Raw genomic sequence first — 25395 nt, 5'->3', positions numbered from 1 at the left:
GGCGTGGACAATCCGTTCAAAGCTGTCGCCGGTGGCGCCTACGACATGTACCAGTCGTTCACCGGCGGCAACACCCGGGCGCAGCAGGCGGACATCGTCGCGCACAAGGCGGCACTCGCTGCCGCCGAGAAGGCGCGCGCGGATCTGGCTGCGCAGCAGCGGGGCTTGGAAATCTCGGGTACGGACCCGGCGTCGATCCAGCAGCACGACAACTGGAACGACTGGGATCACCACCGGTTGGTGAACCAGTTGCAGGCGTCGCTGAGGCCCGGCGATATCCAGAGTTCCGGCCGCGCCTGGGAGAAGTTGGGCGCCGACATCGCCAAGATCTTCGCCGATCTGGACAAGCAGGCCCGTGACGCCGCTGGCGACGGGATGCGGGGCCAGGCGGCGGATGCCGGGCTGAACGCCGCGCAGCCCTTGCAGCAGTGGGGGCAGTCCTTCGGCGACTCGGTTCGGATGACCGGGCTGAAGGTGCAGGAAGCCGGGCTCGCCGCCGAGCAGACCAAGGCGTCGATCCAGCCGCCGAACGAGGGCGGGACCGCGCGGTCGCTGCTGGCCGGCGGCATGGGGGGTATGACCGGCGGCGGCTTCGCCATGATGGACGCGGCGATGCAGATGAAGGAGCGCTCCGAGGACGAGAAGCGCGCCCGCGCCATCGCGGAGAACGTCTACAGCCCCGGCTACACCACTGTGGACGGCAGCACTCCGTCGCTGCCTCCACCGGTCGATCCGCTGAACCCGCCGCCTCCTCCACCCCCGCCGCCGGGCCAGTCGAACATCCCGGCGGGGCAGGACCCGTCGGTGTCCGGGCAGACGCCTGGCCGGTCGTTCAACCCGTCGGGCACCACGCCGGGTGGCTCGAATCCTGGAGGGATCGGGTCGGGCGGTGGCGCGCCGAACCTGCCTTCAGTCGATAGCCCCGCCGGTTCCGGATCGCAGTGGGCGGACCAGCCACGCAACCCCTCTTTCCCGCCGAACGGCCCCTTGCCCGGTAACCCCGGCGTCCCGCCAGGGGCCCAACCGCCTGGCGGCCTCGTCACCGGCCCCGGCCCCGGAACGGGCCCCAAGGCCGGTGGTGGCGGTGCGGGTGCCGGTCGCGGCGGTATGGGTTCCGGTGTCGGCGCTCGCGCCGGTGGCCCCGGTGTCGGTGCGGGCGGTCGCGCTGGAGCCGGCGGTTTCGGCGCCGGAGCCGGTGCTGCCGGCGGCGTCGGAGCGAAGGGCGCGGGTGGCGCCGGTGGCCGGGGCGCCGGCGGCGCGATGGGTGGTGCCGGTGCAGGGCGCGGCGGTGAGGGCGGCGAGGACCTGGAACACGAGCGTCCGAGCTGGCTCATCGAAGACCAGGACGTCTGGACCGACGGGATGCCCAGGACCGCACCGCCGGTCTTCGGCGAGTGAGCCGTGGTCCTCACCAGCCACATCGGTCGGTGAGGACCACGCTTTCCATTGCTACAAGGGGGAAATGTGTCCGAGCGATGGCGGCTGCCACCGCTTTGGTTCGACCTGTGCTGGGAGATCGGCGGCTTCGACGAGCAGCCGTTCCCGATCGCGGTCCGCTCGCACGGTCAGACGCTGGAAGAGCGGGCCGTGCTCAAGCAGCGCACGCTGCCCGAGCTGGAAGCGGCGGGACTGATGTCGGGGACCGCCCTGGTTCCCCGCTTCGCCGGCGTGCTGGCGCGGATCGCCAAACCCGGCCTGTGGGTGGAGGGGTTGTGGATGCCCGATGACACCAACCCCTCACCCGTGCGGCTGCTGTCGGTAGTGGCCGAAGCCGCGTCGATCCTGTTGGTGCAGGCTCCCGGCGAAGCCGAGTCCCACGGCGGTGACCTCCACATCTCGGTCCTCCAGCGCACGTCGGTCGCTGCCGCCGTGGTGCAGGGAATGCCGGCCACGCCGCCCGGGCACCGCCCGCCCGTGGCGGTGCCGGTCAGCGCGTTCGCGCCACGTCAGGACGAGAGCTACGAGAACGTCGACCTGATGGACTCCAGCACCCCGGCGCGGCAGCAGCCCGGGGAGCGGGTGCTGCGCGAGATGGTCGACGCCCAGCACTTCCGCGACGGCCAGTTCACCGCCAACCTGCGCGACCGGATGGGGCGCACGCACCGCTCCCGGCCGTTGAAGTGGTTCGACGCCTTCGAGCCGCTCGGCCGGTACGGGTTCACCCAGCGGCATCGGAGTGGCAGCGAGCCCGAGCTCGTCGTCGCGCCGCTTGGCCCGGCGGAGGTCGTCACCGGGCTCGAGAACCGGGTCGCCGAAGTTCGCGGCGCCGCCCGCTGACCGGCCGGGAAGACGACTCGCCCACGGCGGAGTGGTCCGCGGTGATCGTCGTCTGAGAGCCTGTCGGTCCCTGGATCACCGCCGACATGGGCGGTTTGGTGCGATTCGCTCACCGCGCCAACCTTTCGCGCACCGGCGCAGGGAGCCCCGGACTTCGCAAGATGCTCGCGAAGGTCACCCGATCCGGGGCAGACTGTTGTAGCGCTCGCACCCGCAACATCTAGGGTGCGCGGGGGAACCGGCCGGGCCGCGTACCGCGGTGGCCGGACGACATACGCCGGGGGAGCTCACGAGCCGCCGGCGGTGAAGGAGTTCTGGGTGTCCCTGCACGTCTCGATCGACTTCGGCACGTCGAGCACCTGCACCGTGGTGTCGGTCGGTGGCGGAGAACCGCATGTCGTCGTGATCGACGGCCAGCCGCTGGTGCCGTCCGCGGTGTTCGCGGCCCCGGACGGCACGCTGTTCGTCGGGCACGAGGCCGAACGGCAGGCCGCCGTCGACCCCTCGCGCTTCGAACCCCACCCCAAGCGCCGCATCGACGAGGGCGAGCTGCTGCTGGGCAGCACCGTCATGAAGGTCGGCGACGTGGTGCGCTCGGTGCTGCAGCGCGCGGTCGGCGAGGCCCGCCGCTACGCGGGCGGCGCGGTGGTCGACCTGCTGGTGCTGACGCATCCGGCGGACTGGGGCGCGGTGCGCGCCACCGAGCTGCGCAACGCCGCGACCGGGCTCGCCAAGGAACTCGTGCTGGTGCCCGAACCGGTGGCCGCGGCGGTGTTCCACTCCGCGGGCTACGGCCTGCCCGACGGCGGCGCGCTGGCCGTGCTCGACCTGGGCGGCGGCACGGTCGACGCGAGCGTGGTGGCCAAGCAGGGCCGCGCGTTCCAGGTGCTGGCCACCCGCGGCGAACCGAACTTCGGCGGCGCCGACATCGACCAGGCGCTGCTGGACCACATCGGCCGCACCGTCTCCGGCACCGACCCGCAGGCGTGGCGGCAGCTGGTCGAGGGCCGCGAGATGGCCGACCGCAGGCGGCGGCGGGTGCTGCGCCAGGACGTGCGCGGCGCGAAGGAGACGCTGTCGCGCCACACCTACACCGACGTCCCGATGCCGCCGCCGTTCTCCGACGCGCACGTCACCCGTGCCGACCTGGAGGCGCTGATCGCCGAGCCGCTGGGCAAGGCCGCCGACCTGGTGCCGACCGTGCTGCGCGAGGGCGGTGTGTCCCGGCAGCGGCTCGCCGGGGTCTTCCTGGTCGGCGGTTCGAGCCGGATCCCGATGGTGTCGCGGCTGATCCACGAGCGCACCGGCGTCGTGCCGACCACGCTGGACCAGCCCGAGACCGTGGTCGCCAGGGGCGCACTGCGGGCGGTGCGGCTCGACCCGGAGCGCTCCGGAGGTCTGGCGCCGTCCGGGGGCTGGAGCGGTGGCCAGCAGCGCACGGTCCGCAACTACCCGATGAGCGGACCTCCCTCCGGTGGCCACCCCGCGCCGGTCGCCGGGCCGGGCACCACTTCGGGCGACTCGCTGAGCCGCGCCTCGACGATCGTCATCGGCGGCAGCGACCAGACCCGGCCGGTGAGCACCCAGGTGCGCCGCAGCGGGGGACGTAGGCCGAAGACGTCGTGGATGGCCGTTGCCGCGGCGGCCGTCGTCGTCGCGGCGGGGGTCGCCACGGCGATCGCCCTCGCGCCCGAACCGGCACCGTCGGAGCCGGCCGACGGCGACCGCCGGATGGCGCTGTACCAGTACGAGTTCAACTACCCCGCCGACTGGCACCAGACCGGCGGCGACCCGCAGAACTGGCAGACGATCATCTCGCCGCAGAGCGGTCAGGGCAGCATCCTCGTGCAGCAGGGCGAGCTCGGCTACGACACCCAGGCGGGCCGGACCCGGGCGATGCAGGAGGTGCGGTCGCTGTACCAGGACGGGATCAACAAGGGTGCGCAGTTCACCGGCCTGGACGAGAACGCCAGTTTCGCCGGCCGCAACGTGGTGTACTACCGGGAGCACCTCTCGGATTCGACGGTGGAGTGGTACGTCATCCACGAAAAGCAGTACCGGGTCAGCATCGGGTGCCAGTGGACCCAGCAGAGCAGGCAGCAGGTTCTCGCGGCCTGTTCCGACGTCGTCGGTTCCCTCTTGGTCCGCTGAGACAATTCCCGCGGCGCCGTCGCGGTTTTCGAAATGGGGCATTTCCATGGGTGAGCTGGACGATTCCGTGCGGCGGTTGCGGGACGCGCTGGGAACCGCGGTGAGCAGGGGCAGGCGCGCCCGTTCCGAGGTTCTCCAGCGTTCGGAGTCTTTCCGGGCCCGCACGGCCGAACTCGGTGACGGCGTGCGCCGCGGAGAGCTGCGCGCTTCCGCGGACTCGGAGCGGGCCCGTGCCGCCGCGGAGTTCCGGCACGACGCGGGGCTGCCCGCGGAGGACCTCCGGGTCGTCGCGGAGTCCGATGTGGATGGACCGGGCAAAGCCGCGAAATCTCCGGAATCGCAAGAGCAAACGCCGTCCGACGGCAGCGATCTCGACTTTTCCCAAGCGCAAATCCTGCGTTGACCAGCGGGTTTCCGTTCCAGCGTTTACCTCCGCAACGGCTTGCGGGTAAATCCGAGACAAGCGGGAACCAGACGTGGCAATGTCTGCGTCGTAGGTTCATCAGAACTTCGAGTGACCACACGCCGACGAAGGGGGTCAACCCGCAATGAGCGGTTTCGCAGGTGACGTTGAGATCATCGACAAGGCTTCGGGGCAGATCGACGAGGTCCGCGGCAACATCGAGCAGGCCGTGAACACCCTGCAGGGCCAGATGGAGCCGGTCCTGGCGAACTGGAAGGGTGGCGCCTCCGACGTCTTCCGGAAGCTGATGGACGCCTTCCAGGAGAACGCGAAGAAGATCAACGACAAGCTGAACGAGCTCAGCGAGAACGTCAAGAGCTCCGGTCAGGACTACGCGCAGCGCGAAGAGGAGCAGGCGCAGGAGATCTCCAAGATCGAGGGCCTGCTGGGCTGACGCCCGCCGCGCGCGAACGGTTTTCGAGCGACTTCTTCTTTGATCCACATCACTTCTTGAGGGGAAAGCAGCAATGGAAATCAAGGTTGACTTCGGCCAGCTGAGCCAGGCCGCCGACGACCTCGGCCAGGCCGCCACCAAGATCCAGGGCGAGCTGGACGAGCTGGAGCAGATGCTCAAGCCGCTGGTCTCCACCTGGGAGGGTGAGGCCCAGGAGGCCTACCGCCAGGCGCAGGAGGAGTGGGACAAGGCCGCGGCCAACATGCAGGAGATCGCCGCCAAGATGGGCATGGCCGTCTCCACCGCGAACGACGCCTACCAGCAGGGTGAGTCGCGCAACGCCGCCCGCTTCGGCGGCTGATCGCACTTCGGCAGGAAGCCGGCCCCGGGTCTCCGGGGCCGGCTTTTTCGCAGCCGGGGCGGGCTCGCCGGGCGCGGAGCTCGCGCAACCGGGGCCGATGCGGGGCGACCCGAGCCACCGGCTATCCTGATCCGGTCGATGACGCAGGTCAGGGACGACGTTCCGGTAATCATCGGACCCGTTTTGACCCCGCTGTCGGCCACCAAGTACCCTCATTATTTGTTGTGCGGTGCGCGACTGCGATGCCCGATCACCTGCCTAGCGGCGATGGTCCGAAGGCATTGAAGGCGGCGCCGGTTTCTCCGGAGCGGAACAGCTTCGCCCGAGAGGAACCGACCCGGCGCGATTCCGACGGGATCCCCCGTGGGATACACGGGGTCCGCACCGAGATTCCGACGCGAACGACGACGAGGTAGACCCGTGCGCACGTACAGCCCGAAGGCCGGCGAGGTGACCCGCGCCTGGCATGTGATCGACGCCGAGGACGTGGTGCTCGGCCGGCTGGCTACCCAGGCCGCGCTGCTGCTGCGCGGCAAGCACAAGCCGACCTACGCTCCGCACGTCGACACCGGCGACTTCGTCGTCGTCGTCAACGCCGAGAAGGTGGCCCTCACCGGTAACAAGCGGGACCAGGAGTTCCACTACCGGCACAGCGGCTACCCCGGCGGTCTGCGGAAGCAGTCCTTCGGCCAGGTGCTGGACAAGCACCCCGAGCGGCTGCTCGAGAAGGCGATCAAGGGCATGCTGCCGAAGAACAAGCTCGGCCGGGCCATGGGCAAGAAGCTCAAGGTCTACGCCGGTCCCGAGCACCCGCACCAGGCCCAGAACCCGCAGCCGTTCGAGATCAACGCGAAGGTTCAGAAGTGACTGACGAACTGCACGAAGAGCAAGTGACCGCTCCGGCCGACGAAGCCCCGGCCGTCGACGAAGCCCCGGCCGCCGAGGACGCCCCCGTCGCCGAGGACGCCCCCGTCGCCGAGGACATCGCGCCGGTGCCCGCCGGTCGTCCGGTGCAGACGGTCGGTCGCCGCAAGGAGGCCGTGGTCCGCGTCCGGCTGGTGCCGGGCAACGGTGGCTTCAAGCTCAACGGCAAGAGCCTGGAGCAGTACTTCCCGAACAAGGTCCACCAGCAGCTCATCAAGGAGCCCCTGGTGACCGTCGAGCGGGGCGAGAGCTTCGACGTGGCGGCCACCCTGCGCGGCGGCGGCCCCTCCGGTCAGGCCGGCGCGCTGCGCATGGCCATCGCCCGCGCGCTCGTCGAGCTGGACGCCGACGACCGCCCGGCGCTGAAGAAGGCCGGCATGCTCACCCGTGACTCGCGGGAGAAGGAGCGCAAGAAGTACGGCCTCAAGAAGGCCCGCAAGGCTCCGCAGTACAGCAAGCGCTGACCTGGAGAGCACCACACAATCTGCGGGAGCAGTCGTTCGTCCCTGGGGGCGAGGGACTGCTCCCGCAGTTGTATGCACAGGTGTCCACTCCGGTGCGACCCGGCCCCGACGCTTCGCCTCACCGCTTCTGACAGGAGGATCTGCTGCACATGTCCCGGTTGTTCGGCACTGACGGAGTACGAGGGCTGGCCAACGCCGATCTCACGCCCGAGCTGGCGCTGTCGGTGGCATCGGCGGCGGCGCGGGTGCTCTACGAACGCGACGACTCCCGTCGCAGGGTGGCGCTGGTCGGCCGGGACCCGCGGGCGAGCGGTGAGATGCTGGAGGCCGCGGTGACCGCGGGCCTGACCTCGGCGGGCGCCGACGTGCTGCGGGTGGGCGTGCTGCCCACGCCTGCGGTCGCGCACCTGGTCTCGGCGACGGGGGCGGACCTCGGCGTGATGATCTCCGCCTCGCACAACCCGATGCCCGACAACGGGATCAAGCTGTTCGCGGCGGGCGGGCACAAGCTGCCGGACGCGGTCGAGGACGAGATCGCCGACCGGCTCGACGAGCGCGTCGACCGGCCTACCGGGTCCGCCGTGGGCCGCGCGCGCGACGTCCCCGAGGCGGGCAACCGCTACGTCGACCACCTGCTCGAAGCCACCCCGCAGCCGCTGGACGGCCTGCGCGTCGTGGTCGACTGCGCCAACGGCGCCGCCGCCGCTGTCGCGCCCTCGGCGTACCGGCTGGCCGGGGCCGAGGTGATCGCACTCAACGCCGAACCCGACGGGCTCAACATCAACGAAGGCGTCGGCTCCACCCACCTCGACGGGCTGCGGGCCGCGGTCGTCGAGCACGGCGCCGACCTCGGCGTCGCGCACGACGGCGACGCCGACCGCTGCCTGGCGGTGGACGCCACCGGCTCGGTCGTCGACGGCGACCAGATCATGGCGATCCTGGCGGTGGCGATGAAGGAGGCCGGCGAGCTCGCCGACGACACCCTGGTCACCACCGTGATGAGCAACCTCGGCCTGCACCTGGCGATGCGTGAGCACGGGGTCAAGCTGCGCACCACCGCCGTCGGCGACCGCTACGTGCTCGCCGAGCTGCGCGAGGGCGGCTTCTCGCTGGGCGGGGAGCAGTCCGGGCACGTGGTGCTGCCGGACCACGCCACCACCGGCGACGGCCTGCTCACGGCGCTGCGGCTGATGGGCCGGGTGGTGGAGACCGGGCGGCCGCTGGCGGAGCTGGCGGCGACGATGACCCGGCTCCCGCAGGTGCTGGTCAACGTCCGGGTCGCGGACAAGGCGACCGCGTGCGGCGCGCCCGAGGTGGCGAAGGCCGTGGCCGAGGCCGAGGCCGAGCTGGGCGACGAGGGCCGCGTGCTGCTGCGGCCGTCGGGCACCGAGCAGCTCGTGCGCGTGATGGTCGAGGCTCGCAGCGAGGGGACCGCGCAGCGGGTGGCCGGGCGTTTGGCCGAACTTGTTGCCGCGATTCGGTGATCTTTGTGATCTAGGTCTCCGCTCGCCCGCAATATGTGAGAGCCTGCTCACATGGGTGCCATCGTTGTCGCCATCACAGTCGGGCTCGTCGCGGTCGGGCTGGTCGCCGCCATGATCATTCTCTCGGCTCTGGTGCTGGTCGGGCTCAAAGCCGCGAACGTGGCCCACGTGGGTGGCTCGTGGATGTCCACCCGGCTGCGCCGCCGCCGCTCAGAGGAGGCGTGATGCGCGGCGAGTTCTTCGGCGGCGTGCTGGCCCTGCTGGTCCTGCCGCTGGCGGCCATGGCGCTGACCTTCCTGGTCGTCCTCGCCCTCACCCAGCTCTCCTGAGCCTCCCGCCGTCCTCCCCAGAGCGCGCCGGTCTCAGATACCTTCGGGACCAGTCGACCGAAGGGGAGATTCGCCGTGGGCTTCCAGCTCGTGCTCGCAGTATTGGTGGGCGCCGTCGGCGGTGCGGGCGGGGGCGCGCTCGTCGCCATGCTGATGACCAAGAACCAGTCCGGAGCTGCCCCGCCCCCGCAGGGCTTCGCGTCCCAGCAGGGCTTCGGCCAGCAGTACCCGCCTCAGCAGCAGCCGCAGCAGTTCGGCCAGCAGCAGTTCCCGCCGTCGCAGGGTTTCCAGCAGCCGACGCAGCAGGTGTATCCGCAGTCTTCCGCGCAGGGTTTCGAGCAGCCCACTCAGCACGTGTACCCGCCCTCTTCGCCTCAGGGCTCCCAGCAGCCTCCGCAGGGCCCACCGTCGCAGTGACCGCGCGTGGGGCGGCCTCGTCGACGGCCGTGTGCGTTCGGTAGCTTGGGGTTGCCCGACCAGGGAGGTTGTCATGGGGTTCTTGTTCAGCATCGTGCTGCCGCTGATCATCGGCGGCGGAGCGGGGGCGCTCGCCGCGTTCCTCATCGTCAAGAGCAAGTCTGGTCCGGCGCAGCCCCAGGGTGGCTTCACGCCGCAGCAGGGCTTCGGTCAGCAGTACCCGCCGCAGCAGCAGCCGCAGCAGTTCGGCCAGCAGCAGTTCCCGCCGTCCCAGGGTTTCCAGCAGCCGACGCAGCAGGTGTACCCGGCGTCTCCCGCGCAGGGCTTCCAGCAGCCCACGCAGCACGTGTACCCGCCGTCTTCCGCACAGGGTTTCGAGCAGCCCACCCAGCAGGTGCAACCGCCGTCCCCGTCGCAGGGCTTCCCGCAGCCGCCGCAGCAGGGCTACCAGCAGCCCCCGCAGGGCCCCTACCCGCCGCAGTAGCGTCTGTCGCCGCCCTCCGGGCAGGCGTCCCACCCCCGTCTGGTGGCGCAACCCTTCGCTAGTGCAAGTAGATGCGCCGAACCGCGCGGATTCGTGCGTGCGATCTGACAGGATCGGGAACGGAACACGACTTGGGGCCGTCTGAACGCCAGGAACGGCCGCGCGCGACGCGGGCCGTTGGGCGACGGTGAGGGGAGATTCGCGGTGACTGGGATCGGTGCCAACACCGGTGAACTCGCATCCGCCGCGACATCCATCAAAGGATGCTCGGATGCGATCGGTGAGCTGAAGAAGGGGATCGAAGCCTCGAAGCTGGGGGCGGGTGATTTCGGGCGCGAGCACAAGGGTGCCGCGCAGCCCTATTTCGACGGGCTCAAGAAGCTCGGCAAGGCGATCGAGAAGAACGCCCAGGTCACCGATGACTACGCGAACAAGCTGAATTCCGCGGCCCGCGGCTACGAATGGGATGACGCGGCCAACGCCGACACCATCAATCAGTCGGGCGGTGGGCAGTGAGCGACAACTACCCCGACCACCCGTCGTGGGCCGAGGTCAAGAAGGTCCTCGACGACCCCAACGTTCCGGTAGCCCAGAAGCAGGACCTCATCCGAAATCTCAAGGATGAGTCCCACATCATGCCGCACAAGGAATATCGCCGGGTTCAGGACTCTGATTCCGACGATAATCCGATGGACGCCAGCGACAAGGTCCGTGACGAGCTCGCCGAGTACGAGAAGAAGTACCCCGTCGATTACGACAAGACTTCTTCGGCGTCCGACAGCACCGACCTCAAGGGCTCCTACGACGCGGCCAAGAAGAGCGCCGACACCGAGGGCGGCTACGACAAGGCGGTCAAGGACGGCAAGGGCGCGCTGGAGGACATCAAGCGCAAGTCCTCCGACGGCAGCGCCGGGGTGAGCAACTCCAACGAGCTGCTGGACAAGGGCAAGCCGGCGCTGGAGTACTTCAGCAACTTCTCGCCGATCTACAAGGACGTCCCCGGCCACCTGAAGCAGCCGCCGAAGGGCGACACCTCCAGGGAGGGCGTCGAGAAGCGCTACAACGAGCAGCGCGACATCAACTTCGCGAACTTCCAGGCCGACATCGAAGAGCTGAAGAACGCCGCCAAGACCCAGCGCGACCAGAGCAAGGCCATGGCCGACCGGATGACCGGGGTATGGAACGGCTGGAGCGGCGGCGCGTCGCAGGCGTCGCAGAAGGCGTTCGCCGACATGAACGCCGGGGCCTCGAAGGTCGGCGACTACCTGAGTGACACCGGGGAGATCGCAGGTCAGGCGATCCACCAGGTGTCCGACCACGTCAACTCCAAGGCGTCGAAGGTCCTCGACTGCATCAAGGACGTCAGCACGGTCGACGGCAAGGGCAAGGACCAAGTCCGCAAGATCGTCGACGTCGCGACCAACAACTTCGACGACGACAAGCTCAAAGAGGTCTGCGGCTACTTCAACATCGAGGTCGACGACGGCTGCCTCGACGACGAGAACTTCAAGACCAAGGTCGCGAACAAGGCCCAGGAATGGATCGGGAGCGTCTTCTCCCCGAACTTCCAGGAGAAGTACAACGGCGTCATCGGTATCTGCGATGAAGCCAAGAAGGCCGTCGACGACGCGTGGAAGGTGCTGACCGACCACCTCGGCAAGGTCGAGGAGGACCCGTTCAAGAACCCCGGCGGCAGCGACAAGCCGGGGCAGCAGGGCGGCGGTCAGGGCGGTGGCCAGCAGGGCGGCGGCTCCGGCGGTGGCGGCGGCACCGGAGGAGGTTCCGGTGGCGGCGGTACCGGCGGCGGTGGAGCCGGTGCGGGTGCTGGCGGTGGCGCGGGCGCCGGTGGTGGTGGCGGTACGGGTGACATGCCCAAGCCCCCGGAGATGCCGAAGCCGCCGGAGATGCCCGAGGTGCCGCAGCCAGGCAGACCCGGTGGCGCTGCCGGAGGTGCCGGGGGCGGTGCGGGCGAGCAGCCCGAGAAGGTCACCCTCGGCGAGGGCAAGGACGCGGTCAGCATCTCCGAGCCCGGCAAGGACGGCACCGTGCCGGTCCAGGTGATCGGCGAGGACGGCAAGCCCAAGACCTACGACGTGCAGTTCCCGCCCGAAGGCGGCGGCGCTCCCGGCCAGCCGATGCCCGGTGTCACGACCATGCCCGGACAGGGCGGCGCCGTGCCCGGCGGAGTCGGGACGCCGGTGGGCGGTATGCCCGGATCTGCTCCGGGAATGCCTGGTCAGGGACCCGGGATGCCGGGCGGCGGAATGCCCGGCGGCGTTGCGGGCTCGCCCGGCGTGCCTCCGCAGGTCGGAGGCATGCCCGCCGACGGCGGCCAAGCCGGGATTCCCGTGCAGCCTGGTCCCGACGGCAAGGCCGTCATCCACGAGGGTGACCGGACGATCACGCTGGAGCGCACGCCCGACGGCGAGATCAAGGTCAACATCGACAACGGCGGTGGTCAGCCGCCGCTGAACCAGACCGTCGACTTCGGTGACGACGAGCCCGGGGCCGTCCCGCAGTCGCGGATCGGCGAGGTGCCGGAGACCGCGGCCGCGTTCGCGGGCAGCGGGGCGGCGGCGCCGGTCGGCCCGGAGGGCGCCGGTTTCGCGCCGCCGGTCGGTGCCGAGCCGGCCGCGGCTGCCGCGGCGCCCGGCGCGGGCCCGCTGCCTCCGTTCGACGCCGGTAGCGCGGTGCCGGGCTTCGACGGTGGCGCCGTCGGCGCTGCGCCGGGACATGACGGAGGGGCTCCGTCGTTCGGTGGCGGCAGCGCGATGCCCACGTACGACGGTGGCGGCGCCGGTGCGGCGCCCGGCTACGACGGTGGTGCTCCGTCGTTCGGCGGTGGCAGCGCCATGCCGACCTACGACGGCGGTGGCGTCGGCGAACCGCAGCCCGCGGGTGCGGCGGCGGGACCGGCCGCGACGGCTCCCCAGTCGGCCAGCACCAACATGTTCAGCAGCTACGGCGACGGTGGCCAGAACTCCTTCGGCAGCACGTCAGGCCAGCTCTTCGGCGGTCTCGGCCAGGAACCCGGCCAGCCGGGTGGACCGCAGCCCCCGGGCGGCCCCCAGCAGCCGGGCTTCCAGCAGCCCGGTGGCGTGCCCTTCGGGCAGGGGCCGGGTGGCCAGGCCGGAGCGACCGGTCTGGCGTCGATGAGCGACGCCGCGGCGGGAAGTCCGCAGGGCGCGACCGGCCTTGGGTCGATGGGCGACTCCGGCGGCGGGGCCGGTGCGAGCCAGGGCGCCGGTGCGAGCCAGGGCGCGATGGGCGGCGGCATGATGGGCGGCATGGGTGGCATGGGCGGTGGCGGTGCCCAGCAGGGCGGCGACCAGGAGCGGCAGAACTCCAGCCCGTGGCGCACCCAGGGCCAGCTGTTCGACGACGGCGTCGACCCGTCCAACGTGCGGTTCCGTTCGGTTCTCGGCGAAGACAAGGGGCGATGAGCCATGCCGGCAGGTGAGGTCAGCGAGGCGGTGGCCGCTGCTCGACTGAAGTTCGAGGAGATCAGGGCCACGGCGACCGCCCGCATGGAGGTCAACGTCCAGGCCGCCAACGACGCCGATCGCAAAGCGGCGGAGGCGGGCAAGAGCTTCACCGAGAAGGTCCAGAAGATCGAGCAGCGGGTGCGCGAGCGGATCGCCGAGCGCGAGGCCGCCGCGAACCCCAAGCACGGTGCCGAGGAGATCAAGATCGGGGGTGAGGACGACGACCTGGACGAGCCGAAGGACGACATCGCCGACGAGTTCGGCGACGTCATCGACAACTACCCGATCAAGAAGCCCGCTGAAGTGACCCCGGCCGCCGCCGAGCAGGCCCCGCAGCCCACCGGGCCCGCGGGCACCGGCGCCGGCGGTTGGCAGGCGCAGCGGCACGCGGCCGCTGCGGAGCACGCCGCCCCGCAGCCACCGGCACCTGATCGGCGCTGGCAGGTGCAGTCGGGGCGGTTCGGCCGCCGCGACCAGCAGCCGGCACAACCGCCTGCCGCGGCTACGCCGCCACCGCCGAAGCCTGCGCCCAGGCGGGAGCCGCCACCGCGTCAGACGTTCGACGACGATGACGACTACGAGAACCAGAACTGGCTGAGGTGACACCGCGAAGGGGGTCGGGGTCCGGAGCCCCGGCCCCCTTCGGCGTTCACGCCCGGATCACTGCACGCTGCGCTTGAGCTGGGGCAGCAGTCCCAGCACCAGCGCGGCGGCGCCGGCCAGCACGGTGACGATCGAGATCGGCCGGATGATGTCGATGACGTGCTCGAAGCTCATGATCTGCGGCGCGAGCGTCAGGGTGCCGACGATGCTGCCCGCCCAGTCCACCGGGAAGCTGAGCAGAGCCAGCGCACCCCCGAGCCAGGTGAAGCGGACCCCGGCTCGCTTCTTCTGGAACAGCTGCACGGCGCCGAAGCCGAGAACACCGCCCGCGGCGAGCAGGATCAGCGCGGCCAGCGTTGAGAGCAGCTCGCCCGGAACGGACAGGAACTCCGGGTCGGTCCACCCGTCGAGGGACTTGAGACCGAGCAGGACACCCATGACGAGTGCGTAGATCGCGACCGCGATGTCGACGATCGCGGTCGCGAGGACCAGGCCGGGGCTGGGCTTGCCCGGTGGCGGGGCGCCGAACTGCGGCGGCTGCCCGTACTGCTGCGGGGCGCCGTACGGCTGCTGTAGGTAGCCGGGCTGTCCGGGCGGTGGCTGTTGCGGGTATCCGGCCGGCGGTTGCTGCTGGTAGCCGGGGGGAGCCTGCGGGGGCGGACCGGGCGGCGGGGCCTGGGGCGGGTATCCGGGCCCCGGCTGCTGGGGCTGGCCGTAGGGAGGCTGCGGCGTGGTCATGGGGTGGATTCTCTCCGATCTCGCCGGTGCCGAGGCCGGTTCCCGCGACTTGACCGCTTCGCCTCGGCGGTTACCGATAGACCGCCTGACCGGCAGGGGCCGTCGGCTTGAAGGTGTTGCGGACGAACGGCAGCAGCGTGAGGACCATGATGACCGCGGCCGGTACCAGCGTCGCCACGCTGGCCCAGTTGTAGAGGACGTCGGCCACGCTCTGGTCTTCGTCCATGTTCACGACCCGGGTGACCATGATCCTGATCATGTCCGCGGCGAAGAGCGCGGTGGCGGCGATGGTCAGGTAGACCGAGATCCGCTGCCGGAGGATCAGCAGGACACCTGCGGCCATGAGAACCAGGCCACCGGGCACCATGAGGATCATCGTCATCGGGTAGGTGAACGAGATGAAGTCGATGACGACGTAGAGCCCGACGATGATCGCGGCGACACCCACGATGATCGCTCCGACCCTCGAGCCGCCGGATGGCGCCTGCCCGTAGCCGGGGTGTCCGTAGGGCTGCTGCGGGTAGGGCACCTGCTGTTGGCCGGGGTACTGGGGCGGCTGGGGCTGGTAACCAGGCGGGGCCTGCGGCGGGTACCCCGGTCCCGGCTGTTGCGGCAGGTATCCCGGCTGCTGGGGTTGGCCGTACGGCGGGTGCGGCGTGTTCATGGGCGCAGATTGTCGCTGATCTTGCCTGTGCGGAGGCCGGTTTCCGCGATTCGGCCGCTTCGCCTCCCACGCCGTGATCGCTGGCCTATCCTGTCGCGGGCAACCGCGGCGGCCGCGGGCGTTGGGAGGAGAGCGATGACGCAGGGATTCCCGCAGGGAGGGTGGGCGCCGCAGCCGACCGGCTGGCAGGGTGGGCCGCCGCCGGGGGCCCCGCAGCCGTCGCGGGCTCCCGTGCTGGTCGCCGGTATCGCGGGCGCCGTGCTCGGGCTGGTGCATGTGGTGGCCGGACTGTCGGTCCTGGCCGGGCCGGTGGTCCTCTACCGGTTCTTCCCGCTGGCCTCGCTGGACTTCCTGTCGCCGCTGCTGACGATGTTGTTCGGCCTCGCCGCGATCGCGGGTGGGGTGTTGCTCGTCACGCGCTTCGGCTGGGCCCGCTTCGTCGTGGCCGGTGTGGGCGTGGTGGCGGTCCTGGACTGCGTCGGCGCGCTCGCGATGGGGTTCGCCGGTGGTCCCGCGTTCGTGACGCTGCCGGTCTACATGCTGCTCTGGGTGGCGGTGGCCGTGGTGATGCTGCTTCCGGCGGTGGGCCGCGCGGCGGACGGCCGGGCGCCCGGGCAGCCGGTGCCGCAGGGCTGGCAGCCTCAGCCGCAGGGCTTCCCCGTGCCCGGCCACCCGCAAGGTCCCGTTCCGGGGCAGCAGGGCTTCGCCGGGCCGGGACCGCAGCCAGGTCAGCAGCCGATGGCCCCGGGCTATCCCCAGCAGCCGCCGCCTAGCCAGCCGCAGCAGATGCCTCCGCCGCCCCCTCAGCAGTGGGGCCAGCAGCCACCGCGCTGACCTGGCGCTCCCGCCCCGCCCGTCACGCCGCCTTGCGCCGCCGGCGTGACTTCCGCTTGTCCGCCGGCTCCACCGACACCAGGCCGCCGCGGGTGTGCGCGTGGTCGATCGCCGCGCCGGAGAGGTCGCCCTCCAGCAGGGCGTCCCCGCGCCGGTCGCCGGTCAGGGTCCGCAGCAGGAAGGCCGTGACCATGGCCTTGGCGATGCGTTGCGTGCCCCACTCCGACCTGCCGTGCAGCAGTAGCTCCGTCCAGTGGCGTCCCTCGGCGAAGCCGAGGTGGCTGGCCTTCTTCAGAGTCCGCAGCTGCACCGGCCCGCCCCACGCCTGCGCGATCGGTTCGGCGTTGGAGACCGGCGGCGCGAGCAGGTCGTTGGCTCCCGCGAGGTGCAGGCCGGGCACGTGGGCCGCCTTGGCCGCCTCGAACGCCGAGGGGTGGGTCTCCGACGCGGCCAGGGTCGCCACGGCGCGCACCCGCTCGTCCTCGGCCGCGGCCAGCACGGCGCAGCCGCCGCCCATGGCGTGCCCGGCGAGCGCGAGCCTGCCGCCGTCCACGCTGATCCGCCCCTCGCCGAGCCGGACGTTCACGCAGATGTCCAGGGCCGTGCGCAGGTCGGAGGCGAACAGCCGGTGCGACGGGAACAGGCCGCCCTGCGTGCCGGGGGCGGCGACGACGATGCCCCACGACGCGAGGTGCCGCAGCAGCCCCAGGTAGCGTCGCGGAGGCTGCAGCCACCCGTGTCCGAAGGCCACGGCCGGCAGGCCGAGCCCCTCGCGCGGCGTGCAGACGATCCCCGGCAGGCCGACGACGGCGAGGTCGCCGTGCAGCACCTCGTGCGGGCCCCGCCGGGACAGTTCTTCGAGTGCCTTCTTGGCAGTCCGCGCCATGGTCAGCAACGGTAGCGGACCCGGGTGGTTTCGCGCGGTGTCCACCGGTCCTCGCGAGGTATGGACCAATAGCGGTAGTTACGCTGCCGGGTGTGTGCGGAATCGTGGGTTACGTAGGACATCGCCAGGCGCTGGGCGTGGTGCTCGACGGGCTCAGGAGGCTCGAGTACCGCGGCTACGACTCCGCCGGCGTGGCGCTGCTGGACGGCTCCGGCGGTCTGGCCGTCGAGCGGGCGGCCGGTGCGCTGTCGAACCTCGAGACGCGGCTGGCCGAGTTCGACGGTGACCGCTTCGCGGGCACCGCGGGCATGGGCCACACCAGGTGGGCCACCCACGGCGCGCCCACCGACCGCAACGCCCACCCGCACCGCGACGTCGCGGGCCGGGTCGCGGTGGTGCACAACGGCATCATCGAGAACTTCGCCGAGCTGCGCGCCGAGCTGGAGGCCGCCGGTGTCGAGATGTCCAGCGACACCGACACCGAGACCACGGCGCACCTGATCGCCGCCGCCTACACCAACGGCAGCACCGCGGGCGACCTCACCGCCAGCGTCTCGGCCGTGGTCCGCCGCCTCGATGGCGCGTTCACGCTGGTCGTCACGCACGCCGACGACCCGGACCGGGTGGTGGCCGCGCGCCGCAACTCGCCGCTGGTCGTGGGTGTCGGCGAGGGCGAGACCTTCCTGGCCTCCGATGTGGCGGCCTTCATCGAGCACACCCGCGACGCCGTGGAGCTCGGCCAGGACCAGGTCGTCACCATCACCCGCGACGGCTACGAGGTCACCGACTTCGCGGGCGAGCCGGTCGAGGCCCGGCCGTTCACCGTCGACTGGGACCTGTCGGCCGCCGAGAAGGGCGGCCACGACTACTTCATGCTCAAGGAGATCGAGGAGCAGCCGGGCGCGCTGGAGAACACGCTGCGCGGCCACTTCCACGACGGCGGCATCATCCTCGACGAGCAGCGGCTGACCGAGCAGGACCTGCGCGACATCGACAAGGTCTTCGTGGTCGCCTGCGGTACGGCCTACCACTCCGGCCTGCTGGCCAAGTACGCGATCGAGCACTGGTGCCGGATCCCGGTCGAGGTCGAGCTGGCCAGCGAGTTCCGCTACCGCGACCCGGTGCTCGGCCGCGACACGCTGGTGGTGGCGATCTCGCAGTCCGGTGAGACCGCCGACACCCTCGAGGCCGTCCGGCACGCGCGCACGCAGCGCGCCAGGGTGCTGGCGATCTGCAACACCAACGGCGCGCAGATCCCGCGCGAGTCCGACGCGGTGCTCTACACCCACGCGGGCCCGGAGATCGGGGTCGCGGCGACCAAGACCTTCGTCTCCCAGATCGCGGCGAACTACCTGGTCGGCCTGGCGCTCGCGCAGGCGCGCGGCACCAAGTACGCCGACGAGGTCGCCCGCGAGTTCTCCGCGCTCGCCGCGATGCCCGACGCGGTCCGCCAGACGCTGGGCACCGTCGAGCAGATGCGCGCGCTCGGCCAGAAGCTGGCCGACTCCAAGGCGGTGCTGTTCCTCGGCAGGCACGTCGGCTACCCGATCGCGCTGGAGGGTGCGCTCAAGCTCAAGGAGCTCGCCTACATGCACGCCGAGGGCTTCGCCGCCGGTGAGCTCAAGCACGGCCCGATCGCGCTGATCGAGGACGGCCTGCCGGTGGTCGTGGTGATGCCGTCGGCCAAGGGGCGGGCGCTGCTGCACTCGAAGATGCTGTCCAACATCCGCGAGATCCAGGCCCGCGGGGCGCGCACGATCGTCATCGCCGAGGAGGGCGACGAGACGGTGCGGCCGTTCGCCGACGAGCTCGTCGAGATCCCGGCGGTGCCGACGCTGCTGCAGCCGCTGGTGTCCACGGTGCCGTTGCAGGTGCTGGCCGCCGAGATCGCGCGTGCGCGCGGCTACGACGTCGACAAGCCGCGCAACCTGGCCAAGTCCGTCACGGTGGAGTGAGCGGCGGTTGATCGTCGGCATCGGCACGGACCTGGTCGGCGTCGTCCGCTTCGGCGAGTCGCTGGAGCGCACGCCCGCGCTGGCCGAGCGCGTGTTCACCCCGGCGGAGCGGCGGACCCGCGACGGCGCGGCGCGTTCGGTCACCTCGCTGGCCGCGCGGTTCGCCGCCAAGGAGGCGGCTGCCAAGGCGCTCGGCGTGCCGTCGGGGTGCCGGTTCACCGACTGCGAGGTCTTGCAGGCCGACGACGGCAGGCCGTCGCTGCGGGTGTCGGGCCGGCTGGCGCGTGCCGCCGAGGCCCGGGGTGTCACCGCCTGGCACGTCTCGCTCACCCACGACGCGGAGATGGCGTCGGCGTTCGTGGTGGCCGAAGCCTGACCGCGTGCCGGCGGTGATCCCCCCGGTGCTGAGGCCGGTGGCTCGGCCAGACTGTAGGCCGCACAACCGCCGCGTCCAGGGGAGCACGCCGATGTACGGAGCATGGACACCGGACCAGATCCGCGCCGCTGAGCAGAGGCTGTTCGCGCGGACCCCTGAACCGCAGGTCATGCGCCGTGCCGCGTACGCGGTCGCGGTGCACGCCGCCCGCCTGCTCGACGAGAGCACCGGGGCAGTGACCGGCCGCCACGCGACGCTGCTGGTCGGCGCGGGCAACAACGGCGGCGACGCGTTGTGGGCCGGGGCTTTCCTGCGGCGGCGCGGCGCCGGTGTCACGGCGGTGCTGCTGTCGCCGGACAAGGCGCACCCGGCGGGGCTCGCGGCGCTGCGCAAGGCAGGCGGGCGCGTCGTCGAGGCCGAAGGCCCGAGCGCCGACACGGCGGGGATCGGCGCCGAGGCCGCCGACGCCGTCGAGCGCGCGGACGTGGTGGTCGACGGGATCGTGGGGCTCTCCGCGCGCGGCGGCCTGCGGCCCGTGGCGGCGGAGCTGGTCCGCAGGGTCACCGCGCCCGTCGTCGCGGTCGACCTGCCCAGCGGTGTCGACCCGCTCACAGGCGCGGTCGACGGGCCCGCGGTGAGCGCGGATGTCACGGTCACCTTCGGCGGCTACCGGCCGTGCCACGTGCTGGGCGCCGGTGTCGTGCACTCCGGCCGGGTCGAGGTGGCCGACATCGGCTTGGACGACTTCCTCGCAGACCCGGAGCTCTATCTGCTGGAGGACGCCGAGGTCGGCGCCTGCTGGCCGGTCCCGAGCGCTTCGGACGACAAGTACAGCCAGGGCGTCGTGGGTATCGCCGCCGGTTCGGCCACCTACCCGGGGGCCGCGGTGCTCGCCGGAGGCGCGGCGGTGCAGGCGACGTCCGGGATGGTGCGCTACGCCGGTCCTGCCGCCGACGTCGTGCGTGCGCACTGGCCGGAGGTCGTGGCCACCGGCTCGGTCTCCGACGCCGGACGCGTGCAGGCGTGGGCGGTCGGGCCGGGGATCGGTACGGGCGGCAGCGGGCGCGAGGTGCTCCGGCACGTGCTCGAAGCGGGTGTCCCGGTGTGCGCCGACGCCGACTCGATCACGCTGCTCGCGGAGGACCCGACGCTGTGGGACGCCCGCGACCCCGACACGCCGCTGGTGCTGACCCCGCACGCGGGCGAGTTCGCCAGGCTGGCGGGCGAGGTCGGAGCGGACCGGGTGTCGGCGGTGCGGGAGGTCGCGGCCCGCTACGACGCCGTGGTCCTGCTCAAGGGCAACACCACCGTCGTCGCCGCCCCGGACGGGCGGGTCCTGGTCAACTCGGCCAGGCAGTCCTGGCCCGCGACCGCCGGTTCCGGTGACGTCCTCACCGGCCTGATCGGTGCGCTGCTCGCCGCGGGGATCGACCCGTGGGCCGCGTGCGGCTTCGCCGGCCTCGTGCACTCGCGTGCGGGTCTGCTCGCCGCCACCGGCGGCGCCGGCGCCGATGCGGTGGGGGCGCCGATCGGTGCCTCGGCGCTGCTCGCGTCCGTCCCGGACGCGATCCGCGCCGTTCGCGCCGAGGCCGTGTGACCGCGCGAAGCCGGCCGGCCGGCCGCTCGCGGACGCCGCGCATGTCCGGGGTTCGAGCCTCGCGGCGTGCTCACCCGTCCGGCTCGGGGGCCTCACTCGGCCGTGACGCCCGGCGTGGGCGTGGTGACCGTCCGTCGTCCGGCGCCGCGCGCAGGTGTGGCGCCGGGCTGGGCCTGGCTGGTCGCACAGGCCGTGACGGGTGGTTTGGTGCCGATACCACAATGATCGCGCCCCGTCGATGTGCGACGATGGCAAAGCCATGAGTGACCAGCACGCCTACCGCGCTGACCTGCGCATCGACGTCGACGCGATCCGCCACAACGTCGGGGTGCTCGCGGCCCGCGCCGCAGGCGCCCGCACGATGGTGATCGTCAAGTCCGACGGCTACGGCCACGGCGCGGTGACCGTCGCCAGGGCCGCCCTCGAGGCGGGCGCGGACCAGATCGGCGTCGCGGCGCTCGGCGAGGCGGTCGCCCTGCGCGAAGCCGGGATCACCGCGCCGCTGATGTGCTGGCTGTACTCCCGCGGCGACGACTTCGCCCCCGCACTGCGGCATGGCGTCGAGCTGTCGACGTCGTCGGTGCGCGGGCTGCGCGAGATCGCCGCGACGGCCGCCGAGCTCGGCGTCGCCGCCCGGTTGCACCTGAAGATCGACACCGGGCTGAGCCGCAGCGGCTGCCCGGAGGCCGAGTGGCCGAACCTGGTCGACGAGGCCGCGAAGGCCGAGGCGGATGGGCACGTCGAGGTCGTGGCCGTCTGGTCGCACCTGGCGTGCGCCGACGAGCTCGGCCACCCGTCGATCGACGACCAGGCCCTGCGCTTCCGGCGCGCCTACGAGCGGGCGCGAGCCGCGGGTCTGGCCCCGATCCGCCACATCGCGAACTCCGCCGCGGTGCTGACCCGCCCGGACCTGCACTTCGAGCTGGTGCGGCCGGGCATCGCCGTCTACGGCCTGGACCCGGTTCCCCAGGACGGCGACCACGGGCTGCGGCCCGCGATGACCTTCCGCTCTTCGGTGGCGCTGACCAAGCGCGTCGCCGCGGGCGAGAGCGTGTCCTACGGGCACACCTGGACCGCCGACCGTCCGGTGAACCTGGCGCTGGTGCCGGTCGGCTACGCCGACGGGGTGCCCCGGACGCTGTCCGGCCGGATGTCGGTGTGGCTGGCTGGCAGGCGCAGGCCGGTCGCGGGCCGGGTGTGCATGGACCAGCTCGTCGTGCTCTGCGAGGACGACGTGGTGCAGGAGGGCGACGAGGTGATCCTCTTCGGCCCCGGCGACCGGGGCGAGCCGACCGCCGCCGAGTGGGCGGACGAGCTGGGCACCATCCACTACGAGATCGTCACCGGCATGTACCGGCCCAGGGTGACCCGCACCGTCGTCGGGGAGCGGGCGTGAGGCCCGCCCGAGCGGGCCGTGCCTGCGCAGAGCCCGCACCGCGGCTCGCCGTGCGCGGCCGTGTCGCGAAGGTTCCGGCCGCCCCGTGCGAGGCGGTCCCGCTCGGTGTTGCGGAGGTGTCGTGAGACCGCTGTGGCAGGCGTTGGCGTGGACGACCGGTGTGCTGGGCGCCGCTGTCACCGGCGCGGCCGTCGGTGTCGCGGCACGCAGCTCGCGCATCGCGACGCAGCGCAAGGCCGACGATCCCCTCGCCGACGAGCCGCTGGGCGCGCTCAAGCCCGACCGGCAGTCGACGGTGGCCGCCGACGACGGTGTGCCGCTCGTAGTGGAGGAGATCAAGCCCGCCGACGGCGGCCACGCCGAGCTGACCGTCGTGCTCGTCCACGGCTACACGCTGGACGCCCGCTGCTGGCACTTCCAGCGCCGCGATCTGCCTAAGCTGACCGACCCCAGGGTGCGGCTGGTGCAGTACGACCAGCGCAGCCACGGCCGTTCCGGGCGCTCGTCGAAGAAGCGCAGCACCATCGAGCAGCTCGGCAGGGACCTCGACGCGGTGCTGCGGGCGACCGCGAGCCGCGGACCGGTCGTGCTGGTCGGGCACTCGATGGGCGGCATGGCGATCATGGCGCTGGCCGAGCGCCAGCCGCGGCTGTTCCGCGACCGGGTCTGCGCGGTCGCGCTGATCGGCACCTCGGCCGGTGAGATCGGCGCCTCCGGCCTCCCGCGCCCGTGGCTGTCCAAGAGCAACCCGCTGACCAGGGGGCTGGCGCTGCTCGCGGGCATCCAGCCGGGGCTGGTCGAGCGGGCCAGGCGCACCGGCGGGCAGCTGACCTGGGCCGTCATCCGGGGCCTTGCCTTCGGCGACAACAGCGTGTCCCCGAAGCTGGTCGACCTGATGGCCGACATGATCGGCGCGACCTCGGTCGAGGTCGTCACCGACTTCCTGGACACGATCGGTTCCCACGACCGCAAGGCCGCGCTGGCGGGCCTGCGCCACTGCGAGGTGCTGGTGCTCGGCGGCGACGCCGACCGGCTGACGCCGTACTCGCACGCCGAGGTCATCGCGGCCGAGCTGCCGGAGGCCGAGCTGGTGCGGGTCGAGGGCGCCGGGCACATGGTGATGATGGAGCGCCACGAACTGGTCACCGAGCACCTGGTCGCGCTGGTTCGAAGGTCGGCTCCCGGCAAGGAGGAGGTGACCGGCAGTTGAGGTCGTTGCCGACGGCGGAGCTGGCGACGGAGTCCGCCACGCTGGATCTGGGCGCCCGCTTGGGCGCCGAGCTCCGGGCGGGTGACCTGGTGCTGCTGGACGGGCCGCTGGGCGCGGGCAAGACGGTGCTCGCGCGCGGGGTCGCGGCGGGCATGGGCGTGACGGGACAGGTCACCTCGCCGACGTTCGTGATCGCCAGGGTGCACCACCCGGCGGAGGGCGACGGTCCCGCGCTGGTGCACGTCGACGCCTACCGCCTCGGCGGGCTGGACGAGATCGACGACCTCGACCTGGACACCGACCTCACCGACGCCGCCGTCGTGGTGGAGTGGGGCGAGGGCGTGGCCGAGCACCTGTCGGAGGACTACCTCGTGCTGCGCATCCACCGCCGCGAGGACGACGTCCGCGAGATCACCTTCGAGCCGCACGGCGAGCGCTGGGTGCGGTGGCTGGCCGAGCACCCGGGCTTCGTGTGATCGAACTGCTGTCCGCGGTACCGGCGCAGCTGCTGCTCGCGGTGGTCGCGGTGGAGCTGATGGCCGAGTCCGGTCTGCTGGTCGGGGTCTTCCTGCCCGGCTCGCCGCTGGTGCTCGCGCTCGGTTTCCTGGCAGGGCAGGGCGTGGTGGAGGTGTGGGCGGCGATCGCGACCGTCGCCGCGGCCTCCGCGCTGGGCGGTCAGCACGGTTTCCTGCGCGGCCGCCGCCGCGGCGGACCGCTGGAGCAGCGCGTGACCGCGCGCTTGGGCGAAAGGCGCGCGCGGCGTCTGGAAGCGGCGCTGGAGGGCAGGGCCGGTGTCGCGGTCGCGGTGGCGCAGTGCTTCGGCGTGGTGCGGACGCTGGTACCGAGGCTGGCCGCCCGTTCCGGCCTGTCGCACGCCCGCTTCACCGCGTGCAACGTGCCGATGGCGGTGGTGTGGGCGAGTGCGCTGGTGCTGCTCGGCGCCTGGTCCGGAGCCGCCTACGAGCGCGTGGAGTCGGTGGTGGGACTCATGGGTTTGCCGCTCGTGGCGGCGGTCGCCGTGATTCTGCTGGTGGTCCAGTGGGTCCGGCGCCGGGCTCCTCGAGCCGCGTCCGGCTCGCCCGGCACGGCGCCCGCCTGCGCTAACGGGCGCCCGGGATCGAGCCGGTTTCGGTGATCCGGCGGGCGATGTCGCGGAGCTTGACGTTGTTCTCCTGCGAGGTGTGCTTGAGCACCTTGAACGCCTCGTCCTCGGTGATCTTGTAGCGCTCCATGATGATGCCGAGCGCTTCGCCGATGTCCTGGCGGGTCGCGATGGCCGCGTGCAGCTGCGCGGAGGTGCGGGCGCTGGAGAACGCCACCGCCGCGTGCGAGGCGAGCAGCCAGCCCACCAGCTCGGAGTGCTCGGTGAACGCGTTGGGGCGGGAGGAGTAGAGGTCCAGCGCGCCGAGCTCGTCCTCGTCGGTGTAGAGCAGGAAGCCCATCATGCTGCCGATGCCCATCCGGCGGGCGTGCGGGACGTAGCGCGTCCACCGGTACTCCTCGCGGGTCATGTCGGCGATCCGGTAGACATCCTCCTTGTTCCTGGCCGCGTCCAGGCAGGGGCCTTCACCGAGCTCGCCCTGCAGGCGGTCGGACTCGCGCACCAGGTCGCTGGTGGCGGCGGCGGTGTCGATCTCGCGGCCGGGGTGCACCAGCAGGATCCCGGCGTGCTCGCACCCGTCGACCAGGTCGACCGCGTAGGAGGCGATGTGGTCCAGGGTGCTCTGCACGGTGTTCTGGGCGAGCAGGTCGCGTGCCATCCTCGCCAGCGCCACCGCCAGCCCCTCCTGCGAACCGCCGTTCATGTCCGGACATCCTCCAGGTATCCCAGCCGACCTCTACTGGCACACGCTAGCGCCGCGTGGGGGGATCGACACTCCGCGACCCGGTCCGTAGGGTTGAT

Annotated in this window: 27 protein-coding genes; 23 read left to right on the top strand and 4 right to left on the bottom strand. The window is 71.9% G+C overall.

Annotation, left to right across the window (positions count from 1 at the left end; translation table 11 throughout):
• Positions 1-3 precede the first annotated feature (3 nt).
• From HUO13_RS38225 to HUO13_RS34075, 15 genes are all read left to right on the top strand, one after another.
• Positions 4-1398 carry a hypothetical protein gene (locus tag HUO13_RS38225; RefSeq protein WP_211898992.1) on the top strand — a complete coding sequence of 465 codons (1395 nt, stop codon included), beginning with the start codon at positions 4-6 and terminating at the stop codon, positions 1396-1398.
• A 66-nt stretch (positions 1399-1464) separates the two neighbouring features.
• Positions 1465-2277 (top strand): ESX secretion-associated protein EspG, encoded by an 813-nt coding sequence (locus tag HUO13_RS34140; protein WP_211898991.1) that lies wholly within the window; start codon positions 1465-1467, stop codon positions 2275-2277.
• A 318-nt stretch (positions 2278-2595) separates the two neighbouring features.
• Positions 2596-4428 (top strand): type VII secretion-associated protein, encoded by a 1833-nt coding sequence (locus HUO13_RS34135; RefSeq protein WP_211898990.1) that lies wholly within the window; start codon positions 2596-2598, stop codon positions 4426-4428.
• Between the two features lie 46 nt (positions 4429-4474).
• Entirely contained in the window at positions 4475-4831 is a 357-nt protein-coding gene (locus HUO13_RS34130; protein WP_211898989.1) for a hypothetical protein, read from the top strand.
• Between the two features lie 145 nt (positions 4832-4976).
• On the top strand, positions 4977-5285 hold the full coding sequence (locus HUO13_RS34125; RefSeq protein WP_009943270.1) for a WXG100 family type VII secretion target: 309 nt from the start codon (positions 4977-4979) through the stop codon (positions 5283-5285).
• A gap of 73 nt (positions 5286-5358) precedes the next feature.
• Positions 5359-5646: a WXG100 family type VII secretion target gene (locus tag HUO13_RS34120; protein ID WP_211898988.1), complete on the top strand. Its 288-nt coding sequence runs from the start codon at positions 5359-5361 to the stop codon at positions 5644-5646.
• 420 nt (positions 5647-6066) lie between these two features.
• Entirely contained in the window at positions 6067-6513 is a 447-nt protein-coding gene (gene rplM, locus HUO13_RS34115; protein WP_211898987.1) for a 50S ribosomal protein L13, read from the top strand.
• Between the two features lie 23 nt (positions 6514-6536).
• Positions 6537-7034, top strand: a complete 498-nt coding sequence (gene rpsI / locus HUO13_RS34110; protein WP_432757870.1) for a 30S ribosomal protein S9 — start codon at positions 6537-6539, stop codon at positions 7032-7034.
• Between the two features lie 149 nt (positions 7035-7183).
• Positions 7184-8518: a phosphoglucosamine mutase gene (gene glmM / locus HUO13_RS34105; RefSeq protein WP_211898986.1), complete on the top strand. Its 1335-nt coding sequence runs from the start codon at positions 7184-7186 to the stop codon at positions 8516-8518.
• 51 nt (positions 8519-8569) lie between these two features.
• Positions 8570-8743, top strand: a complete 174-nt coding sequence (locus HUO13_RS34100) for a hypothetical protein (protein WP_211898985.1) — start codon at positions 8570-8572, stop codon at positions 8741-8743.
• Between the two features lie 179 nt (positions 8744-8922).
• The gene (locus tag HUO13_RS34095) at positions 8923-9264 is read left to right on the top strand and encodes a hypothetical protein (protein WP_211898984.1); all 342 of its coding nucleotides are present in this window, start codon (positions 8923-8925) and stop codon (positions 9262-9264) included.
• Between the two features lie 73 nt (positions 9265-9337).
• Complete coding sequence (locus tag HUO13_RS34090; RefSeq protein ID WP_211898983.1) at positions 9338-9748, top strand: hypothetical protein; 411 nt, start codon at positions 9338-9340, stop codon at positions 9746-9748.
• 204 nt (positions 9749-9952) lie between these two features.
• A complete protein-coding gene (locus tag HUO13_RS34085; protein ID WP_211898982.1) occupies positions 9953-10264 on the top strand; it encodes a type VII secretion target in 312 nt (103 codons plus the stop codon).
• The gene (locus tag HUO13_RS34080; protein WP_211898981.1) at positions 10261-13191 is read left to right on the top strand and encodes a hypothetical protein; all 2931 of its coding nucleotides are present in this window, start codon (positions 10261-10263) and stop codon (positions 13189-13191) included. The genes HUO13_RS34085 and HUO13_RS34080 overlap by 4 nt, the downstream gene beginning before the upstream one ends.
• Before the next feature lie 3 nt (positions 13192-13194).
• Positions 13195-13836 (top strand): hypothetical protein, encoded by a 642-nt coding sequence (locus HUO13_RS34075; RefSeq protein WP_211898980.1) that lies wholly within the window; start codon positions 13195-13197, stop codon positions 13834-13836.
• 57 nt (positions 13837-13893) lie between these two features.
• Here HUO13_RS34075 and HUO13_RS34070 read toward each other — a convergent pair whose 3' ends face one another.
• Both HUO13_RS34070 and HUO13_RS34065 read right to left on the bottom strand, forming a co-directional pair.
• Positions 13894-14574 (bottom strand): hypothetical protein, encoded by a 681-nt coding sequence (locus HUO13_RS34070; protein WP_211898979.1) that lies wholly within the window; start codon positions 14572-14574, stop codon positions 13894-13896.
• A gap of 70 nt (positions 14575-14644) precedes the next feature.
• Positions 14645-15238 (bottom strand): hypothetical protein, encoded by a 594-nt coding sequence (locus HUO13_RS34065; protein WP_211898978.1) that lies wholly within the window; start codon positions 15236-15238, stop codon positions 14645-14647.
• 135 nt (positions 15239-15373) lie between these two features.
• On the opposite strand from HUO13_RS34065, the gene HUO13_RS34060 reads away from it, so the two are divergent.
• The gene (locus HUO13_RS34060) at positions 15374-16072 is read left to right on the top strand and encodes a hypothetical protein (protein ID WP_211898977.1); all 699 of its coding nucleotides are present in this window, start codon (positions 15374-15376) and stop codon (positions 16070-16072) included.
• A gap of 22 nt (positions 16073-16094) precedes the next feature.
• Here the strand turns inward: HUO13_RS34060 and HUO13_RS34055 are convergent, their stop codons facing one another.
• Positions 16095-16958 carry a dienelactone hydrolase family protein gene (locus HUO13_RS34055; RefSeq protein WP_211898976.1) on the bottom strand — a complete coding sequence of 288 codons (864 nt, stop codon included), beginning with the start codon at positions 16956-16958 and terminating at the stop codon, positions 16095-16097.
• A gap of 92 nt (positions 16959-17050) precedes the next feature.
• Between HUO13_RS34055 and glmS the strand changes: the two genes are divergently transcribed.
• The 7 genes from glmS to HUO13_RS34020 all read left to right on the top strand — a co-directional run bounded on the left by glmS (position 17051) and on the right by HUO13_RS34020 (position 24627).
• Positions 17051-18913 carry a glutamine--fructose-6-phosphate transaminase (isomerizing) gene (gene glmS / locus HUO13_RS34050; protein ID WP_211898975.1) on the top strand — a complete coding sequence of 621 codons (1863 nt, stop codon included), beginning with the start codon at positions 17051-17053 and terminating at the stop codon, positions 18911-18913.
• Between the two features lie 7 nt (positions 18914-18920).
• A complete protein-coding gene (locus HUO13_RS34045; protein ID WP_211898974.1) occupies positions 18921-19289 on the top strand; it encodes a holo-ACP synthase in 369 nt (122 codons plus the stop codon).
• A 91-nt stretch (positions 19290-19380) separates the two neighbouring features.
• Complete coding sequence (locus HUO13_RS34040) at positions 19381-20886, top strand: NAD(P)H-hydrate dehydratase (protein ID WP_211898973.1); 1506 nt, start codon at positions 19381-19383, stop codon at positions 20884-20886.
• A gap of 259 nt (positions 20887-21145) precedes the next feature.
• The gene (gene alr / locus HUO13_RS34035) at positions 21146-22282 is read left to right on the top strand and encodes an alanine racemase (protein ID WP_211898972.1); all 1137 of its coding nucleotides are present in this window, start codon (positions 21146-21148) and stop codon (positions 22280-22282) included.
• Positions 22283-22403: 121 nt separating this feature from the next.
• The gene (locus tag HUO13_RS34030) at positions 22404-23492 is read left to right on the top strand and encodes an alpha/beta fold hydrolase (protein ID WP_211898971.1); all 1089 of its coding nucleotides are present in this window, start codon (positions 22404-22406) and stop codon (positions 23490-23492) included.
• Between the two features lie 5 nt (positions 23493-23497).
• Positions 23498-23968 (top strand): tRNA (adenosine(37)-N6)-threonylcarbamoyltransferase complex ATPase subunit type 1 TsaE, encoded by a 471-nt coding sequence (gene tsaE / locus HUO13_RS34025; protein ID WP_211903351.1) that lies wholly within the window; start codon positions 23498-23500, stop codon positions 23966-23968.
• Positions 23965-24627 (top strand): DedA family protein, encoded by a 663-nt coding sequence (locus HUO13_RS34020; protein WP_249124281.1) that lies wholly within the window; start codon positions 23965-23967, stop codon positions 24625-24627. The genes tsaE and HUO13_RS34020 overlap by 4 nt, the downstream gene beginning before the upstream one ends.
• Here the strand turns inward: HUO13_RS34020 and HUO13_RS34015 are convergent.
• Entirely contained in the window at positions 24593-25297 is a 705-nt protein-coding gene (locus HUO13_RS34015; RefSeq protein WP_211898970.1) for a GAF and ANTAR domain-containing protein, read from the bottom strand. The genes HUO13_RS34020 and HUO13_RS34015 overlap by 35 nt on opposite strands.
• Positions 25298-25395: the final 98 nt, after the last annotated feature.

This window comes from Saccharopolyspora erythraea, from assembly GCF_018141105.1.
Taxonomy (GTDB): domain Bacteria; phylum Actinomycetota; class Actinomycetes; order Mycobacteriales; family Pseudonocardiaceae; genus Saccharopolyspora_D; species Saccharopolyspora_D erythraea_A.
This window is presented reverse-complemented; position numbering and strand designations above follow the sequence as displayed.